Genomic DNA, 18,215 nt, shown 5'->3' on the forward strand with positions numbered 1-18,215 from the left:
CGTTTTTGCCTCCGCGCCCGCGCTCGGCTAGAAGACTTGCGGAACATTCGCCCGAACGTGCCGAGCAGGAGTTTTCGCCGTGGCCTTGATGCCGGTTTCTGACGCGCTTGCCGCAGTGCTGGCGGGTGCAGAGCCGCTGCCGGAAGACATGATTTCCCTCGACGAGGCCTACCATCGCGTGCTCGCGCGTGACGTCGCGGCGCGACGTACGCAGCCGCCGCAGGCGATGTCCGCGATGGACGGCTACGCGGTGCGCGCGGCCGATGCCGCGACGATCGATTCGGAGCTCACCGTCATCGGCGAAGTCGCGGCAGGCCGACCGTTCGCGGGGACGGTCGGCGCCGGCGAGGCCGTGCGGATCTTCACCGGCGGCGTCGTTCCCGGTGGCGCGGACGCCGTCGTGATCCAGGAGGACACGGTCGCCGCCGGCAAGCGTATCACGATCAAGGAAGCCGCGATCGCCGGACGGCACATCCGTCCCGCCGGCGTCGATTTCCGCGAGGGCGACGTGCTCCTGCGCAAGGGAAGCCGTCTCACCGAGCGCGACCTCGCGCTCGCCGCCGGGATGAACCATCCGCACCTTGCCGTTTTCAGGCGTCCGAAGGTCGCGATTCTCGCCACCGGCGACGAGCTGGTGATGCCGGGCACCACGCCCGGTCACGGCCAGATCGTCTATTCCAACGGCTACGCCCTGCACGCACTCGCCCGCAGGGAGGGCGCCGAGACCATCGACCTCGGTATTGCCGCCGACACGCTGGAGGCCACCACCGCCGGCATCCGCCGCGCCCGCGAGAGCGGCGCCGACATCCTGATCACGACCGGCGGCGCATCGGTCGGCGACCACGATCTGGTCCAGCAGGCACTGAGGGACGAAGGCATCGCGATGGCGTTCTGGAAAATCGCGATGCGGCCAGGCAAGCCGATGATGCACGGTCGGCTCGGCACAATGGGTGTGATCGGCCTGCCGGGCAATCCCGTGTCGTCCTACGTGTGCGCTTTCCTGTTCCTGGTGCCTCTGATTCGCGCCCTGTCTGGCCGTTCTGTGATTCACCATCGCCGTGAAAGCGCCGTGCTCGGCCGCGACGTCGGCGCCAACGACCAGCGCGAGGACTATCTGCGCGCGCATCTGGAGGAGCGTGACGACGGCACACGCGTCGTTCTTCCCGTCAACCATCAGGATTCTTCGCTGCTTGCGAATCTCGCTGCAGCACAGGTACTTCTCGTGCGCGCTCCGTTTGCGCCGAAGGCCGAAGCCGGCACGGCTTGCGAAGTATTGCGGCTCCCCGTCTGAGCGCCTCGGCAACGCGCGTTCCGCGAACTTTGCTCTGTTCACGGTAAATTAAGCAGTTGCGGAACATGTATCGAACATATAGTGTCCGTTCATGATTTGTTTCGAGCATGTAGCGGCATATAGCCGAATTCAGCGTCTCGGAATCGGACGACATCAACCGGGGGACTTTGGTCGAGATGTTAACGCGCAAACAATACGAGCTTCTGCGGTTCATCAGTGAACGTCTGAAGGAAAGTGGCGTGCCGCCTTCCTTCGACGAGATGAAGGATGCGCTCGACCTGCGCTCGAAGTCGGGCATCCATCGCCTGATCACGGCGCTCGAGGAGCGTGGCTTCATCCGACGCCTGCCCAACCGCGCCCGTGCGATTGAAGTCATTAAGCTGCCGGAGCTCCAGGCAGCCGCAGGCAGCCGGCGCGGCTTCACGCCGAGCGTCATCGAGGGCAATCTCGGCAAGGTGCGTGCGAGCTCCAGCCTGCCGGCTGACGAGGGCGAGCGTCCCGTTGCGGTGCCGGTGATGGGCCGCATCGCGGCCGGCACGCCGATCGAGGCGTTGCAGACCCGCAGCCATACCATCAGCGTACCGCCTGACATGCTCGGCTCGGGCGAGCATTACGCGCTCGAAGTGCGCGGCGATTCCATGGTCGAGGCCGGCATTCTTGACGGCGACATGGCACTGATCCAGCGCAACGAGAGCGCCGATACCGGCGACATCGTGGTGGCGCTGATCGACGACGAGGAAGCGACGCTGAAGCGCTTCCGCCGTCGCGGTGCATCGATCGCGCTCGAGCCCGCCAACGCGGCCTATGAGGTCCGCATCCTGCCGCCCAACCGGGTGAAGATTCAGGGCAAGCTGATCGGGCTTTACCGGAAGTACTGATACCGGAAGTGCTTCATACCGGAAGTGCTTGGCGCCTCGCGCGCTTCCACCGGCATCGCCGGTCAGAGATTGGAGCGGATCATCGTCCGCTCCGGCTGGATAGTCGTTCTGGTTCTGCACAGACTATCCGGCCCCTCCTCCGGGGCTGGCTCCTCACGACGCCAACGAAACAGCACGGCTTCAAACAGCACCGCTTCGCGGCTCAAGTGTTCGAGGAAACACCGGCCAGCGATCAAGTTCGACCGCTGCAGCCAAGCCGGCAATATTCGCGCATGCGCCTCCCGAATGCATCGCAACGGGCTTTGTTCCTATTGAATTCGGGAAAGATAATGTGATCGCGGCTTGCAGAAGCCAGCCGCAGATTTGCCCATAACCAAGCAGAGCGTTCGTGCTTCCACTCTGATAGAGGCCTGCGCCTCGATAAGAGACGCGGGTAGCTATCCCAGCATGAGGAGCACCCGATGTGTGACTACAGCCTGCATGCCGTCGCGTCGCGCCCCGCCGAAGTCGGCGAGACGATCGTCACGACAAGCTTCCGCGGCACCTCGACGCGCGGCTTCGCCTCCGCAGCCGATCCGTCTGTTGCCGTCTGCCTGCTGCCAGGAACGGAGCTCGCCTTCGCCGACGACGTCCGCTACGACAATCGCTGGATCTGGACACGCACGATCAATTCCCGCGTGGGTAAGTTCGGCAAGATGGATCCGCACATTCCCGACCGCCATCATGACGCGATCGAATTCCCCGACGGTAAATATGTGCTGGTGACGCAGCTCGTCGAAGGCCAGCGCGCGACCGTGCTGCAGCTGCCGGTAACTCAGTCGGTCGCCGAGCGCGAGCACAAGGTGCAGATTATCGCCGACCGGCAGCCGACCGTCACGCACCTGCCGATCGGCTGACACAGCCGCCTCCGGCTACGAGGTCGGGGGTCAGGATTGAATTGCCATCGCCGGCCGCGGCCGGCGAGATGGTGTGGCTTGCGTCCGCGAAATCCAATCGGATGGACCAAGCAGTTGCACCTCTCCGCCGCACGAAGTTTGAGCCGCCCTGCCTGAAGTTTGAACGTCCGCTTCGCAGCCAAATGACCGATGCTGTCAGGGCTTGAGACGGCGGACACGCTCGATGAAAACCTTCCTTCGCGTCGTTGAACTCTGGGTGCCCGATCGGACGCGCATGCGGCTGGAGTTTGGTGGCGGCCTCTACGACGAAGGGCTGTCCGCGTTCAAGGCCGTCAGCGAAGAGCTGCACTTCGGGTATGACGAGGGACTTCCGGGCAAGGCTTGGGCCGCGGGCCACCCCGTGATCCTCACCAAATTCGCCAACTCCTATTTCAAACGGACCGATCAGGCGCTCGCGGCCGGCCTCACCTGCGGCGTCGCGGTGCCGGTGTTTGCGGGTGAATTCCTGCAAGCCGTCATGGTGCTATTCTGCGGCGACGACGAAGCGCATGTCGGGGCGATCGAGCTTTGGCACAACGACCCAGATGCCTCCCACGAGATGGGGCTCGTCGATGGCTATTATGGCACCGCCGACATGTTCGAATTCAACTCCCGCCACACTAAATTTCCTCGCGGCTTTGGCCTGCCTGGCCGCACCTGGAAGGCGGGGCTGCCGCTGATCATCAAGGACCTGCACGACGCCAGGAGTTTTCTGCGCTGGGAGGACGCAGCCAAGGTCGGGATCAATTGCGGCGTCGGCGTGCCCTATCGGACCGGCACGGACCAGACCTGGGTCCTGACATTCCTCTCCGCGCAGGCCACGCCGATTGCGCGACGCTTCGAGATCTGGATCCCGAACGAGACCCACTCGGCACTGGTGTTCCGCGCCGGCGATTGCAGCGCGCAGACCGACCTTGCCGCGCTCTATGCGGAAAAATCCATTGCCAGAGGCGAAGGCAGCATCGGCGGGGCCTGGGCGACCGGCATGCCCGCGCTCAACAATGAGCTCGCGCATGACGGCTCGGTCGCCGGTTTCGAAGCCTGCACAGCCGGACTGAGCCGGATGGTGGCCCTGCCGGTCATCGGCAATTCCAGGCTCGACGCCGTGCTGGCCTGGTACTTGTAACCGATCCGATCAATCGTCGGCCTGCAAGTCGGTCTCCGCCGGCGTTGCGTCCTTGGTGCGGGGCGCGGTCGTCTTAGGCGCAAGGCTGCCGTCGAAATCACCCTCGCCGGCGCCGGTCGGTAACCAGGGGCGGCTCGTGCCTCTCGCCCTCACCGCCTGAACCACAAAACCCTCACCACGCTGCGTCAGCGCCAGCGCGCTCTGGCTGGCGAGCCGCTGCCGATCGACCACCATCGCCGCGCAATCGGGCGGCGCGGGACGTGTCGTCACCACCAGCGCGGCCCGACTGCAATCGTCCGCGAGAGCGTCGACGCGCAGTGCCAGCGCGACCAGCCTCCCGTCGGCCAGTGGCGTCACGCAGCCGGATTCGTCACAGGACACGCCATCGGCCAGCGAGGCTCGGCCGGCATCGCGCGGATCCGCGTCGGCAGCGAGCCATTCCTTGAGCAGAAAGCTGTCCTTGCTCGTCCTGATCAGGTGCAGATGTCCGTCCCTGCCCCGCACGGCGACGCTCGCGCCATCCCCGGCAATCAGGATGTCGGGCTGCCGGGACGACAGTCCCCAGAGGATCGCTGCCAGCAGCACCAGGGCGCCGGACCAGCGTAGCGGCGTGCGCAACAAGCCCAGCGCGATGATTCCCAGGCTCGCCGCGATCAGCGGCGCGATCCCGAACGCCGGGATGCGGCCGACCGCGCCCGGCAAAGCCGCGACCCAGCGCGAGACCGCGACCATCCACTCGATGCCGATCCCCATCAGCCACCAGAACACGTTGTCCAGCCCGAACGGCGCCGCAAGCAGCCCCAACAGTCCCGCCGGCATCACCAGCGCCGAGACCACCGGCATCGCGCCGAGATTGGCGAGCACACCGAACGGCGTGACACGGTGGAAATGGAAAGCGGCGTAGGGTGTGGTCGCAAGTCCCGCAATCAGCGAAGCCATGAACAGCATCGCAATCTCGCGGCCACCCCACATCGCGATGCGCGCGGTCGCCGAATGGTCCGGCGAGGCAAACAAATTCGGCATGCCGATCTGCACCAGCGCCACCAGCCCGAGCGTTGCCGCAAACGACATCTGAAAGCTCGGATGCACCAGCGCTTCCGGCGCGACCGCCAGCACGATCAGCGCAGCCACCGCGAGCGTGCGGAAGGTGATGGCGCGGCGATCGACCATCACCGCGATCAGCACCACCGCCGTCATGAAGAACGACCTTTGCGTGGCGACCTCCGCGCCAGACAGCAGCAGGTAGAACGCAGCGGCGACCAGCGCCGCGGCGGCCGACCATTTCTTGATGGCGAAGCTGGCCGCCAGTCCCGGGATCAGAGCGAGCAGCGCGCGCACCGCGAAGAACACGACACCGGCAACCACGGCCATGTGATAACCGGAGATCGGTCAAGCAATGATTTTATGTAGAAAAAGCAGTGACTTAATATGCCTTTGCTTCCCGCGTTTTCGGGCTGGGAAGCAGATGGGAAGCGAATGGCCAGACAGGACGCCTCGGCACGGTAGCAGTTGGCCATGAACTCGAGCCCTGCCCGCTCCTCCGGCATGGTCGCGCCGGCGGCGAGCTCCATGCAAAGCCGTTCGAATGTCCGCAACTCGTCGATCTCGTGCTGATGCTGCCCCATGGGCACGATCAGACTCCCGCCTGGGTGGCCACGTCAAGCGCCGGGCCCCCGCCTATTTCTCAAGCGCGCGCGTAAGTTGATTGGGGCTGTGAATTACACGGATAAAGTAGAATTTGGATCTAAACGCGCGTCGTGCGTGCCATCTTGGCTGCACTGATTCGAGGAGTCTGGGATGGAAGGGTTTTATGTCGCCTATCTCACGGGTCGCGCTGGGTCGAGCCTTCTGTTGTTTGCAATCCGCGGCTCCGACCTAATCGGTGTAGACGCTGGCGGATTGAAATACGACGGGAAGGTCAGCAAAACCACAGAAGGGTGGAAGTGCACAGTCGTTTACACAATCCCGGCAGGCTCTCCCGAACTCATAACCGGTGCCGATGCTCCATCGACAGATCAGCGAATTCCACTTGAATTTTCCTTACCCCCGGATTTTTCAAACGGGCAGATCATAGGGATTGCTACTCCTCTCGGGCCCGTAAACGCCAAATTTCAGAAACTTCGCGAGTGGTAAAAATGACGGCAGAACCGTTCTGGACATTGAAGCTTGCGGATTGCATAAATTTTCTGATCCTCTTCGCCACCATCGTTGCGATTGTCTACGGGCCGATCAAAGCGGTCGAAATAACCAGGAAAAAAGACCTCGAACGCGACGCCGATGCGAGAAAGCGCGTTATTCTTTCAGCACTGATGCGAACACGAAAGATGGTCATGAATGCGGACCACGTCGGCGCACTCAATCAAGTGCAGCTTGAGTTTTTCGACCACGCCGATGTGTTGCAAGCCTATAAAGCTTACATGGGTAATCTTTCCGAGGCGGTCCCGGCGCCGGGCAATCAGCTCGATAATTTTCTGGCAAGACGAACCGATCTGTTCTTTGACCTCCTGCACACGATCGCTAAGGCGACAGGAGTCACCATAGACCGGCATGAGCTTGATCGGCTCGCCTACGTGCCATTTGGCTGGCAGACTGAGCAAAATGAACTCCAGGCGTTCAGAACTGCAATGCTTGCACTTCTAAATGGTCAAAGGACACTGCTCATCGCACAGGGGCAACCGCAGCCGGCGACACCGGTTGCGCAGCAAGGACGAAGCCCCTATCCACCCGCTCCATAGTGAGACCACTTTTCCACACCCACGAGGCGCAGTAGCTCGCGCGCGTTCCGGGCCTATCTCAGCCTTCTTTTCAAGGCACGGATCAACTCTACTGCGTCCTTGAACCTGTGCCGATATCGTCTTTTCACAGCCGCCTCGGTCATAATCTGCGGGAGCTTCGGAAGGCTGCCCGTCGAGGTCAGGATGTAATCTAGCGGCTGTCGGTTCTGCTCATCCAGTCTGACCACAACGGCGAGACCGGGGCGAGGCTTCGAGCCACGCCGCAGCGTCCAGGCCAGACAATGCCGCTGCGAATGCTGCCAGCAGCGGACCACGCGCAAGGAGATGAATGACCCGTCTCTCACCGCCAGGCAGCCCCCGGCCCGCTCAGTAATTAAATTCGGTTCGACGGTCGGCAGGCCGGCACCAATCTCGGCGGCAATCTGCTTGATCAAGTTGACGCGCTCGCCGCGCGTTTCGAGGTAACGGTAGTCGGCTTCAGGAACGTATCCGATCAGTGCATAGGCGTTGCGAAGGCTGCCAAACCGGCGTTCGTACATGTAGGCCTTGGGTCCCCCCTTTGCCCGATCAATCACCGCGCGAGAGAGAGCTCCCTGCCGCACGTGAAGAACTCTCAATTTCTTGAGCAACTCTTCCGATGACAGCCGTTGCCGCGATCGCCGCTCAATAATTCGTTGGGCGTCGTCGAAGACGTTCCGCGGCACAATCTGTTCGAGCGCGTCAACTCCTCTTATCCATTTGGGTTTGCCGTTGATAACACGGCGCTGCCGCAGGTAGCTCGATGTCCGGTAGTAGACAGTGTTGCCCGTGTAATTCTCATTGCGAAGGATGCGCCCTATCATCTGCAAATTCCACGGAACGCCTCGATGATTGGCAACGGCTCTCGCGTTCAACTCGCGGGCGATGGCAGTTTCCTCTTTCCCGCCGACGAAGCTTGTGAAGATCCATCGCACGGCCGCGATCTCATCGGGCGGCCCAACCCGCAAAACGACCCTGTCGTTCTGGAGCGCCTTTTGTTGGCCGCGCTCAAGCAAACCCTTTGACTTTCCCTGAGCGTCGACCAGCTCTCTGCGCAGCGCAAAGCCCGGCCGCCCGCCCACCCAGTAGCCAAGCGCGGCAATCCGGCTCTGCCCTGCGAAAACCTTTGCAGACTGATCTCGACTGGTCTCCGCCGCCATCAGGCGCTTCATATTTTTCCAGAGGCCGGAAATCGGGCTTCCGTCGTTCTCGAAAACCTCGGCGCAATAGATCACCTTCACGCCGGCTAGCTTGCAGATGAACTCGTAGTATGCGCTTTCGTCGGTATCCTGAAATCGCCCCCAGCGGCTAACGTCCCGCACCAAGATGTTGGCGAAATCAGCAGTTCCCGACTGAACGTCGTTCAGCAGGCTAATGAGCCCCGGTCGGTTGTGGGCCCGCAACCCACTGATCCCCTCGTCGACATATGCGCGCACAATGGTGAGCCGATGCTCGGCTGCGTAGCTCGCGATCAGGGCCATTTGATTTGCTATCGAGTATTGCTGCCGCTCGGTCGACATCCGGATGTATTGGGCCGCTCGAAGTTCTTGCTCCCGACGCCGGGGCAGCTGGGCATTTTGGACAGTGAGTTCGGTTCCCATGGAACGCCCCTGTCGTTGACATCATCCAGCCTATCCGAACCAGGCCGAAAGCCAAGAAAGAGCGTGCTTGCTGATCCAGCCAAGCAAGAGCGACCCAGCGACCGAGGCCAAGACCGACCACCCCCATGACCGGCCGCGCGCTACACTGATCGAGCGCAGATACAAAAATGCTCCAAGTAATGTGCCGTAGTTTTTTCTGAAGTCGCCGTTGAGCTTGGCGATCTTGGACAAGTCGGAAGATGTTTCGACTTCAGCCATCGCGCTGGTCCTCTCGATTAGAGCCAGCGCCTTATAAACTCCTGTTTTGCCCGACGGAGCAAGCGGAATTTCGGGATATCGAAAGACGCAGGTTCGACGCAAACAGCGAAATTATCCACACCCACGACACGCAGTAGCTGGCGCCCGCCTGGACCTACTATGAATCGATAATTTGCGAGGGACTTACGATGCCGCTTTGATGGCGGCATGCGCGCTCGTCGATACACGAAATGGGCCGGTCAATATCCGCCCCGCAGCCCCGCGGAATGGGTGGCTGACGGGCATGTGACTTGCAACATCCAATGCCTGAACGGCCGCTGCGATCGCAGGGTCGACGTGCGGCTCGACACGCTCCCAAAAGATCCGCCGTGGTCGCGCGTCGGCTTGCGCCTGGTCTGCTCAGCCTGTGGCGCCGCAGGATCTGTGCATATCGTCCCGAACTGGCATGACAGTCGCGGGCAAGTCAGGCCAAGCATGGGCTTGAGGTTTTGATTCCACCGATGAAGCACGTCACCGAACGCCCGTTTGCCGATCCACAAGCGGCAGCCCGCAAGCTGCTCGAGCTCGCCGCCAGCATCGAGCCGGTCCATGACGGCCGCATCCACATTGAGAAGATCAACTACCCGTTCCTCTACAAGCTCAAGGCAAGCGGCGCGGAGTTCGGCGCCGGCATAAGGTGCGCTGTTGAAAACGGCTGGCTCGAGCTGCACGAAAGCGGGACCTATGTGCGGCTGCTGACTTCTGGCGAGGACTCGCTGGCGAAGGCATGACCTGGTCCGCCGCGTTTGACGAGCCGATCGTCCTGCCAGACGGCCGTGAGCTCGTGACATTGCTTGATGCGGGCGAGTACACTGGTACCCGCAGCGTGAACGGGTGAACCGCAAGTGAATGCGGCGTTCAATAGCCATTGTGCCTCAATGCACTATAAGCGCTGCTGCGGGAACTCGCTTCCCCGCTTTTCGTTACAGATCGACAAGAGGGAGAGAAAATGGTGCTTATTCAAGCTGCGGTACTAGCGCTGGCTGGCTTTGGGCCAGTGACGGCCGCGCCGGCCCAGGATGCTCAGGTTCAACAAGTCCAGTTCCGGGGAAGAGCCGGCGGATGTCCACATGGCTATGACTTCAACTATTCGGACGGTCGCTGCTATCCGAACGACTATCACGCCCCCGGCGCCTACGCGAGACCTCGTTACGTCCCATACGGTGACGGATATTACCGACATCAGCGACATGGATACGCGCCAAGGTACTATGAGCGCTACTGAGGGGTAGGCCCGCCAGCGTGAACCGGCGGGCCTGTTCTCGTTACCGCTTCAATCGTCGGCGGTGCGTCTCGGGCGCTGCCGGTCGCGCTTTCGGTGGATGCTGCGCCGGAGCTTCATGCTCCGGGCTCCTCGCGGACCCGGCGCCTTGGATGGGCGGTCAAAAACTCCTCGTCCTGCTGGATCGCCGTCTCAATTTGCTCGTCCGTGAGGTCGGTGTATCTGTGCTCCCTTGCCTTCAGCGCCTTTCGTTTCCATGCAACGTCGGCCATTCGCCAAGCGGGGGTAAGAAGCTGTTTCGCAAGCGCCGACCTGAAGAGCCGGACCAACAACATCCAATCATCCTTATCGTGGTCGTGCTCCTCTTCCAGCGCACCTTTTGGAAAGGCTCCCCAATGGCTTGCGCTCTCGATCGCGCTGTGCAGCTTCATCCGGGCAGACCAATACCGGGTGCGCGCCTCGGCTGCGTACCAAGCATCCCGGCGTTGATGGCGCAAACGAACGTTTCTGGCGGTCTCGGTCTGCGGCGGCTCTTGCTCCCAGCGCAATTGCCGTCGCTTGTCCCACGGCGTCAGTTCGACTTCGGCCACGTTGCCAGGAGGCAGCGCGCGTGATGGACGGCGGGCGGACAACTGGATGACGTTGCAGCCCGTCGGACGGCAAAGCTCACCAGCGGAGTCCGCTGGCCGTTCTAGGGTAGGTTTCATGGTAGTGGTGCTCTGGGTTTGGCCGATCAAAGCCATGCCCGGTGTCAGACCAGGCAGCCGGGGGTTGATCACCAGCCAGAGCGACTGGTCGAGACGCTTTTACGGTTTCCCGCTGGACAGCACGCTCGCCCCCGGCCATAAATGGCCGATCGGAGCCGCGCCGCCAAGCGCGTCCGTTCATTCGGCCGCGATCGCTCGTCGCCAAACGAGTGCTTCCTTGACCAAGGGAATGCGGCCTAGCTCTGGTCAGGGTGATCAAACCCACAGCCATCCCACCATGATTTGGTGAATTTTGTCTATCCCTTTCGGGGCGCCGCGGCGCGCGCCTGTTCGCCCCGGGCATTGCCCTCCACGGAGGCAGCGCTCTGATGGCTCCAATCACCTGTGAACTGCTATTGGCCGAGCGAAGCTCCATGCCTCCAAGAAATCAAAAGGATGAGCGCCCCTCAAAGTCGCGCTTTGGCTCGCGATAGCGGGGGCATGCCTAGTAGCCGGCACATTCTTCGGAGAACTTGCCGCTACTGATATCCCGCGCGCGCTGACCTTTTTAGCAGTCTGGCGACACGATGGTAGTGACGTTCGAAAATCAGGTAAAAAACGTAGGCCGCAAGGTTTGTGACCGCCACGACAAGAAGCACGTCAAATAATCCGCTCGGCGGCATTAATGCGAACATCATGCGGATCAGCGTCAGATGGACCAGGAACAGAGAGTAGGAGTAATCGGCAAAAAAGCTGATTATCTTCGTGGCTAGTTCCGGAATGCCTTTGGTGTACTGCGTCAGGATCATTAGGAAGAGGAACGAAAGTCCGAGCATCGGATAGTTTGCCAGGTCATAATCGTTAGATCCTCTGTTTGTGGCCCATTGGTAGGAGCACCAGGCAAAGCCGACCAAGGATAGCGCCGCGAGGCGCCGGTCGATTGTGATCGAAGAGACGACGTAACAGACGGAAAAACCGATCAGCCACATCACGAAAAGAGATCGGTCGCTGCCTGGGATGTTGAGAAAGTACGCCAGCGGGACCGAGGCGAAGATCACGGCCGCAAGAGTGGACAGGATGACATTCCGGCCCTTGAGTATGAAGAACAGGCCGCCAACAAAGTAATAGATGTGGAATTCAGCGGCCACCGAGGTCATTTGGCCAGCGGTCCCGTAGTCGGAGACATGAGGCCATCCGGGCATGTTTTGCCTCATGATGAGCGACCCGAACAGCGTCCAAGCATCGTGTGCGCCGCCTCCGAGCGAATAGCCGCTGGAGCGCATGACAAACTCTATGAGGGCGATCAGAAAAATCGCTGGAAGGTATGGCGTGTAGATTCTGGCGAAGCGTTCGATCCCGTACTCAAGGATGCCGTAGCTTTGACGCTGTGATTTGGTCGCCAATGTGTAGGCGATCAAAAATCCCGAGATCAGGAAGAACAACAAAACGCCAAAGGTCGGAAGCTGCGTTGATTTGCCGAGCGCAGCGAAGTTAAGGGCGTGGCCAATGCAGACAATCTGTGCAGCCGAGGCGCGCAGGAGGTCTAGGACCACCGAAGTGTCGTTTTTGCTGCGGTCAAGGATGAGCATGGGTAGACCGCCATACGACATTGCGGTGTCTTGAAGCTAGGCAGCGCAAGTCGCGTCGGCGTCTAACGTCGGTGGGAACGGTTTTGAATTTTGACATCGGCACGCGCCTTCCGGCGATCGACAGCGTTCCAGCACTCCTTGCTAATCTTTAGCGCAATCCCGCCGGCCAATAAAAACAAGCCGCCAATCACATTCAAGAAGACGACCATAGGTTCAGTCCGGGTGGTTGGTTGGGTCTAGCGGCTCTGGCGTGAAATTCGGCTCACGCGGTTCTTTGATCGGCTTGCGTTCCGGCTTTTTCTGGTCCGGTTTTCTAAATGGAAGAAGCTTCATTGATGAGTCCTCTGCTGACAGTCGTTCGCCAGTTTCTGCCAATAAGCAGCGCCAGTCTCTGCCTTCTTGAGATCGTTGTTTGTGAAATACGCGAAGGCCCCGAGCTTTAGAAACGCAGCGAAGGAGAACACGACCCCCCAGACTATGACGAAAACGCGGAGCTGCTCGCGCCAGTCCTGATCCGTCCGGTTAGCCTCGTCAGACATGCTCAACCTGCCCGCAAAACGGGCAGTATTTAGCACAGGATTTAACAGATCAACAGCCGCCTTGTGGCGGCTTTTTCTGTGGAGAAAGCAATGTCCTGGCGCTTAGCTCGTGGGCTCGATCATCTTCGGGCTCAAGTCAATGCCAAATGGCCCGGCCGCAGCCAAGGACTCGGATGGTTCCATTGGCGATGAGCATCACTCGGCCCGGCTGTCGGATCAACCCCCGTCGTCGGCACACCGGCGTAGTCATCCCACGGTCCCGCCGCTTCACTGTGCTCAGCCATCGCCGCTCCTTAAGGATTCACTTCGCGTCGTCTCAGAAGACCGTGTCGGCGATAACAAGGCCGGTCGTCGCCGCGCCGGCGTTGTTCAGCGTGTTCGTGCATCCATTTGGATTTAGGCGGCCTGCAACATTTACGTTCGCGGCTGATCCGCCCTGTCGCAAAATGAGGTTCGTGCAATGCGCTCCGCCTGAGAGGTTGTGAAAGCCGCTTACTCCGCTATTTACTGCAACATTCAGGAGAATTCCGGTCGAAACCCCTTCAAAATGCATGGTGGTGGCTTCAACGAAGCCGCCTGCTATGAAGATGCCGCTGTTCGTTACGCCGGCACCGCCAGCCTGAACATTGCCTCTTTGGATGTTGACTAGGGTTTGCGATCCTCCGAGGTCGATCTTAATTCCGGCATTGGTGGTGCCATTAATTACGCAATCGAAGTCGGACATTCCGACCTGTGCCGCGCCACCATACCCATGCTCTAGAAAAATACAGCTTCTGGTGCCCCCGAACATTTGCACGCGCTCGAGGAAGTTCATTTGCTGGATCGCGTTGCTATAGATCAGCGCAGTTGATCCAGCAGCACTTCCACTGCCGTTATGTATCAGCGTCATGTCGCTGATGAAGGCTCCGAAACAAGCTAGCTGGATGTTAGGGTCACACATGGATATCCATGACGAACCGTCACTCAAAACACCAGCCATTTTTAAGCCAGAACTATAGGCTCCCTTGCCTTGAAGCCTGACACCGAACGGGATAGTCAGCGCGCTCACCAGCGCATAGCCGCGCGGCAGAAGACAAGTCGTTCCCGCTAGCCCATAGGCGTCTACGGTTGGCGGCAGGATCAGAGCGCAAAAATTGAGAGCATTTTGAATCGTGACCGTGTCGTTGGTCGATCCAGCGTCACCCGCTGTGACGGTGTAATCCACCTTCGCGCCGAACTGGCGCACATTGACGGTGTTGCCCGCGTCAGCCACGATCTGAAAGTGCGTGCCTACGGAATCGGTGAAACTGCCGGTTGGCGTGCTGACGGTGGAGACCGTCCAAGTGAAGCCGCTGCCGGTTCCACCGACGCTCGCCGCCGTGGCCGAGAGAACGTTGCCGACCGTGTACCCGTTGCCGCCGTTACCGACGAGCGTCACCGTTATGACGACACCACCGGCCACGGTGATGTTGGCCTGGATGCCCCTGCCTGTACCGCCGGTAAGATAGACGCCGCGATAGGTGCCGTTCGTATACGCTGAACCAGCGGCGGTGAGTGAACCGCCGGAGACGAACGAGTCCAGGAATGCCGCGGTGCCGACGTTCTTGAACGTGGCACCGCCTCCATCACCGGCGGCGGCGTAGCCTACCGTCACTAGTCCGGCGAACGATGACAAGTTGAGCGTCTGCGCCAGCGCGCGCGAGGCCACGATTGGTGATGCCGCAGCGGTGCTGGTCGCGCAGGTCGGGCAGCTGATTTCGCCGGTGACGGCGTCCAGCAGGATCGGCGATGTCGCGGTGCTCGGCACGGTGCCAGACGTGGTCGGCCATTTGATGCTTGGCGTGCCGGCTATCGCCTGGGCGCTGACCGTGGCTTGGCCGCTGGTCGCGCCCGTGTAGATCACCGTGCTCGTATTGATGGTCGGGATCGTGAGGCTGGATTGCAGCATCAGGGCGATCAGCGTCGAGAAAGGGATCGCCTGCGCCGGGCCCGTTCCGATCTGGGTCCGCCCGATCACGGTGCCGGACGGAACGGTGGGGTAAGTCTGGGCAATGGAAAGCGAAGGTAGATAGGCGAGCAGCGCGAAGAGCGGCGCGAGCCTCTTCAGGTACGGGGCGATCATGATGAGGGGCCAAAATTGACGCGGCCGCTGCCGGCGAGCGTCTCAACTTCGGCCTTATCCTCATCGGGGGGCCGCCTTCTCCTTTCTGCCTTGTCGCTTTCGCGGGGCGTCTACGCGGTACACAAATTAGCGGTGGTTCAGTCTCCCCAGGCGAACCACCAAGCCTGGATGAAAGGCGATCAAGCGTGCCCTGGAGCTCACAATTTCACGTCGACACCTGCGGACGCGACCCAAGGGGCCGTTTCGATGAAGCGCTCGAAAGCCTTGAGCGCAAGGGCGGCGTCCTTTTTCGTCCAGCCCGCGCCATCGAGAATGCGCAGCTCGATGCCGGACGCAGCACTGGAGGACGTGCCCGTAACGAAATCGTTCTGCTTCGTCCCTTGGACGCCGCGCGCGATTGCAATGAAATGATCAGCCATGGTCTGTCCCCCTGTTCACTGAAGCATGCGGACGCGATTGCCGATCGGCAGGAAGCCGGCCGGGATCAGCGGTCGCGCAAGTTCCTGGATCACGCGCATCCAGTCGCTGCTACACTTCGCCCGCGCGCGTTCCTCGGGCGTGACAGACACGGTAATTTGCCGCTCCTCATTGGTCTTCGGATTGACCACGTCAATCTCATATCCAATCATATCAAAACCCCTTCTTTTCGCCCTTGATGCCGCCCGCGATCACCACGTTTGCCGTCGTCATCAGTCGAACGGCCTCAGCGTCATTCGAGAGAAAACGCTTCGTAAACGACGGATCATTCATCTGTCGGGTCCGCCAATCACTGACCGCGCGATACTCTTCCTTGCTCACGCCGGCGCCTTCCAGCGCTTCACGCACCACGCCATCAGAAAGGCCCAGAGTTCGCATCCATGAGGCGCCCTCAGCAAGCCGCTTGGAGTCGCCATCCGGGATCATATCGGCGCCGAGGACCACGCCGTTCATGGCGTTCTCGATCTCGTCACCGCCCTTTCCCAGCACGCTATGCAAGTCATTCCACTGCTGCGTCGCTGCGACGTCACCGGATAGGAGCTTTGACCCGAAATCTGCGTTGGTGGTCAGCGCATCGATCTGCGCGCGCGCTTCCGCCGCCGTCGCCGGTGCCTGGATCTGATCAGTCATGCTGCCTCCGACGTGTGAGATTTGAGCGCGTCGCGCAGAAGGCCGACGAAATAGGCCGCGGCTCGCCGGAAGGCGACCGGTGCAGGTTCAATGCTCGGCTGGTCGTATGCCAGCGATGCGTGGGGTGGTCGCGCGCCGGGCAGAAATGCGTTCGGCAGACCGTGCTTGAACATCTCGCCCGCCAGCAAGGCATCGACCGCGATCGGGTTGGCGATGCCACCGACCATGATGTCGACCGACTTGAAGTCGACCGGGTGCGGAACGACGCCGGTGGGAAATTTGTGCTGCATGTCCTCCGCCAGCGTCCCGAGGTTGACGCGCAGCTTGGCCGCCTTCTCCAGCAACCCAGCGAGCTCGACGCCGACGCGGGTCCACTCCTCTGCGGTCGCCGCGAACTCGCGCAATTGCTGATCACGCGCGGCCGCCTGCTGGGCGAGTTCGGCCTCGGCATCCTGTCGCAGTGCCAGTCGCAAAGCCGATTGCAGCTCTGCCACGGCCGTTCGGGCGGCCTCGATCTTGGACCGGTGTCCCGCCAGCTTGTCGGCCGCGCCCTGCTTCCGCTCGGCAGCGTCGAGTGCGAACTCGGCTACCTGCTCCTCGAGCTCTGCCAGCGCCCCCAAGGCGCAATCCAGCTTCTCCTGGACGGCCGGCGCGCGCCGGGTTGGCGTTTCGACATGGGGCAACGGGTGCTCCGCTGCCTCCTCGGCTGGCTTCTTCCGGAACATGGTCATGATCCCCGCACCTACGCTGCTTGTGATGCCTGCGTCGACTGCCCGCATGGAGCGGTCTTCGCCGCGAGCGCGTCCTCGATCAGGTTTGCCAGAAACTGCGACACGGGCCGGCGCTCCTCAGAAGCCGCGGCGCGGATTGCGTCGGCGAGCTCAGCCTTCGGTCGGAAACTCAGGTGTGGTTTCGACATTGTTGTCCTCCGTTGTGGCCGTCACTGTCTGCTGAGGACAATCGGCTAGCAACGCACCGCGTGTGCGCTTCGTCCGAAACTTGGGACGAGTGCGCCTAGTCCAGCGCGAGCGCATCCGCGTCGCGAGCTCCGGATCTTCCACAAACTCGATCCGTACGATGCCCAAGGCCAGCGCGCCGAGCATCGCTTCCAGCGACATGGGCCCCAGGTTCTTGATCGGCTTTGGCGCGAGCAGCTTGCTGGTGTAGCCATCCTGTAGGCCGGCTATGCCGTCGATTGTCTGATGCGTCAGACCGAGCTCGTCGCGCCGCCGGCGGAGCATGTCGACCAGCTCTTCGCGGGTGGTGATGATCCGGGGCACCGCCGCAGGCACGCTGGGCGGCTCTGGGGCTGCCTCTGGCTCGCTCGCTGCCGCCGGAGGTGCTTCGGGCGTCCCGTCATCCGGCGCCGCACGGGCGACCTTCGCACGCTCGAACTGCGGGGACACACTGAGGCACCCGGCGCGCCAGCGCTTTTTCTGGTGGCTTCCGACGTTTGTCGAGAACGTGGTCTGCTCGTCGATCTCTTCGAGAAGGTCTAGCTGCTCACTCATCGCAGGGGACCTGCGTGTGCGAGTGAAGGCAGTTGTGGACAAAAGCTTTCGGAGAGGGCGCCCCCGAATTTCCGGAAAATTCGCGCGAAAGATTTGCGGGACATAAAATTGGGACACGCGCGTGAGATTTCCCCCCACCCCCTCGATCCTGGATTTGATTTGGCTCAGCCATGGGGATCTGACAGACGATCGGCCGGCTAACTCGCGCGCGCGTCTGCTTCCAAGAGTGTTGAAGTTCATGAGAGAGCGCGCGCGAAAACCCCTTCGCGATCGACGCCACATGATTGGGACAAAGCGGACGGCTGTCGCGCTTGCGCTGCGCAATCAAGGCGTTGGCGAACAACCGCGGTGCGTCATGCGGGATCGGGAAGCGCATGGGAAGCGCTCGACCTGGTAATGGTCGTGTCCGTAACGGCGTAACCGAGCGACTAGGCGAGCGCATAATGCAGCCTCGGCCGACACCAACCTCTGCGTTACGGCATGCATGCCGACAACGAGGTGCTTTCCCCACTCCTGCCTCCCTTCCCTTTTTCGGGTCGCCGGACCGACGGGCCCACCGGCCCAAGGCGGGGCTGCGAT

At 61.4% G+C, this 18,215-nt stretch carries 18 protein-coding genes and 1 pseudogene; 7 read left to right on the plus strand and 12 right to left on the minus strand.

The window, feature by feature from the left end; translation table 11 throughout:
• Positions 1-79 precede the first annotated feature (79 nt).
• From ABIB66_RS20425 to ABIB66_RS20440, 4 genes are all read left to right on the plus strand, one after another.
• Positions 80-1,291 carry a molybdopterin molybdotransferase MoeA gene (locus ABIB66_RS20425; protein ID WP_354059099.1) on the plus strand — a complete coding sequence of 404 codons (1,212 nt, stop codon included), beginning with the start codon at positions 80-82 and terminating at the stop codon, positions 1,289-1,291.
• Between the two features lie 176 nt (positions 1,292-1,467).
• Positions 1,468-2,169 (plus strand): transcriptional repressor LexA, encoded by a 702-nt coding sequence (gene lexA / locus ABIB66_RS20430; protein WP_106945054.1) that lies wholly within the window; start codon positions 1,468-1,470, stop codon positions 2,167-2,169.
• A gap of 461 nt (positions 2,170-2,630) precedes the next feature.
• Positions 2,631-3,065, plus strand: coding sequence for a hypothetical protein (locus tag ABIB66_RS20435; protein ID WP_354209836.1), 435 nt, complete (start codon positions 2,631-2,633; stop codon positions 3,063-3,065).
• 223 nt (positions 3,066-3,288) lie between these two features.
• Positions 3,289-4,230, plus strand: a complete 942-nt coding sequence (locus tag ABIB66_RS20440; RefSeq protein WP_354209837.1) for a GAF domain-containing protein — start codon at positions 3,289-3,291, stop codon at positions 4,228-4,230.
• Positions 4,231-4,239: 9 nt separating this feature from the next.
• On the opposite strand, the pseudogene ABIB66_RS20445 reads toward ABIB66_RS20440, so the two are convergent.
• A pseudogene (locus tag ABIB66_RS20445) lies at positions 4,240-5,616 on the minus strand (ComEC/Rec2 family competence protein); the annotation flags it as partial.
• A 411-nt stretch (positions 5,617-6,027) separates the two neighbouring features.
• Between ABIB66_RS20445 and ABIB66_RS20450 the strand changes: the two are divergent.
• Entirely contained in the window at positions 6,028-6,363 is a 336-nt protein-coding gene (locus ABIB66_RS20450; protein ID WP_354255366.1) for a hypothetical protein, read from the plus strand.
• Positions 6,364-6,365: 2 nt separating this feature from the next.
• Positions 6,366-6,965 carry a DUF6680 family protein gene (locus tag ABIB66_RS20455; protein WP_354255369.1) on the plus strand — a complete coding sequence of 200 codons (600 nt, stop codon included), beginning with the start codon at positions 6,366-6,368 and terminating at the stop codon, positions 6,963-6,965.
• 53 nt (positions 6,966-7,018) lie between these two features.
• On the opposite strand, the gene ABIB66_RS20460 is transcribed toward ABIB66_RS20455, so the two are convergent.
• Together ABIB66_RS20460 and ABIB66_RS20465 are read right to left on the minus strand one after the other, a co-directional pair.
• On the minus strand, positions 7,019-8,584 hold the full coding sequence (locus ABIB66_RS20460) for a recombinase family protein (RefSeq protein ID WP_354255372.1): 1,566 nt from the start codon (positions 8,582-8,584) through the stop codon (positions 7,019-7,021).
• A 30-nt stretch (positions 8,585-8,614) separates the two neighbouring features.
• Complete coding sequence (locus tag ABIB66_RS20465) at positions 8,615-8,842, minus strand: hypothetical protein (RefSeq protein WP_354255375.1); 228 nt, start codon at positions 8,840-8,842, stop codon at positions 8,615-8,617.
• Positions 8,843-9,342: 500 nt separating this feature from the next.
• Between ABIB66_RS20465 and ABIB66_RS20470 the strand changes: the two genes are divergently transcribed.
• Positions 9,343-9,612: a hypothetical protein gene (locus ABIB66_RS20470; RefSeq protein WP_354255378.1), complete on the plus strand. Its 270-nt coding sequence runs from the start codon at positions 9,343-9,345 to the stop codon at positions 9,610-9,612.
• Between the two features lie 607 nt (positions 9,613-10,219).
• Here ABIB66_RS20470 and ABIB66_RS20475 read toward each other — a convergent pair.
• The 9 genes from ABIB66_RS20475 to ABIB66_RS20515 form a co-directional block, all read right to left on the minus strand.
• Positions 10,220-10,846 carry a hypothetical protein gene (locus tag ABIB66_RS20475; RefSeq protein WP_354255381.1) on the minus strand — a complete coding sequence of 209 codons (627 nt, stop codon included), beginning with the start codon at positions 10,844-10,846 and terminating at the stop codon, positions 10,220-10,222.
• A gap of 482 nt (positions 10,847-11,328) precedes the next feature.
• The gene (locus ABIB66_RS20480) at positions 11,329-12,378 is read right to left on the minus strand and encodes an acyltransferase family protein (RefSeq protein WP_354255384.1); all 1,050 of its coding nucleotides are present in this window, start codon (positions 12,376-12,378) and stop codon (positions 11,329-11,331) included.
• 329 nt (positions 12,379-12,707) lie between these two features.
• On the minus strand, positions 12,708-12,917 hold the full coding sequence (locus ABIB66_RS20485) for a hypothetical protein (RefSeq protein ID WP_354255387.1): 210 nt from the start codon (positions 12,915-12,917) through the stop codon (positions 12,708-12,710).
• A gap of 316 nt (positions 12,918-13,233) precedes the next feature.
• A complete protein-coding gene (locus tag ABIB66_RS20490; RefSeq protein ID WP_354255390.1) occupies positions 13,234-15,018 on the minus strand; it encodes a hypothetical protein in 1,785 nt (594 codons plus the stop codon).
• A 197-nt stretch (positions 15,019-15,215) separates the two neighbouring features.
• Positions 15,216-15,437 (minus strand): hypothetical protein, encoded by a 222-nt coding sequence (locus ABIB66_RS20495; RefSeq protein ID WP_354255393.1) that lies wholly within the window; start codon positions 15,435-15,437, stop codon positions 15,216-15,218.
• Between the two features lie 15 nt (positions 15,438-15,452).
• Positions 15,453-15,647 (minus strand): hypothetical protein, encoded by a 195-nt coding sequence (locus ABIB66_RS20500; protein ID WP_354255396.1) that lies wholly within the window; start codon positions 15,645-15,647, stop codon positions 15,453-15,455.
• Between the two features lies 1 nt (position 15,648).
• Positions 15,649-16,125, minus strand: a complete 477-nt coding sequence (locus ABIB66_RS20505; protein ID WP_354255399.1) for a hypothetical protein — start codon at positions 16,123-16,125, stop codon at positions 15,649-15,651.
• Positions 16,122-16,856: a hypothetical protein gene (locus ABIB66_RS20510; RefSeq protein ID WP_354255402.1), complete on the minus strand. Its 735-nt coding sequence runs from the start codon at positions 16,854-16,856 to the stop codon at positions 16,122-16,124. The genes ABIB66_RS20505 and ABIB66_RS20510 overlap by 4 nt, the downstream gene beginning before the upstream one ends.
• Positions 16,857-17,006: 150 nt before the next feature.
• Positions 17,007-17,753: a hypothetical protein gene (locus ABIB66_RS20515; protein ID WP_354255405.1), complete on the minus strand. Its 747-nt coding sequence runs from the start codon at positions 17,751-17,753 to the stop codon at positions 17,007-17,009.
• Positions 17,754-18,215: the final 462 nt, after the last annotated feature.

Source organism: Bradyrhizobium sp. F1.13.3 (assembly GCF_040548265.1).
Lineage (GTDB): Bacteria > Pseudomonadota > Alphaproteobacteria > Rhizobiales > Xanthobacteraceae > Bradyrhizobium.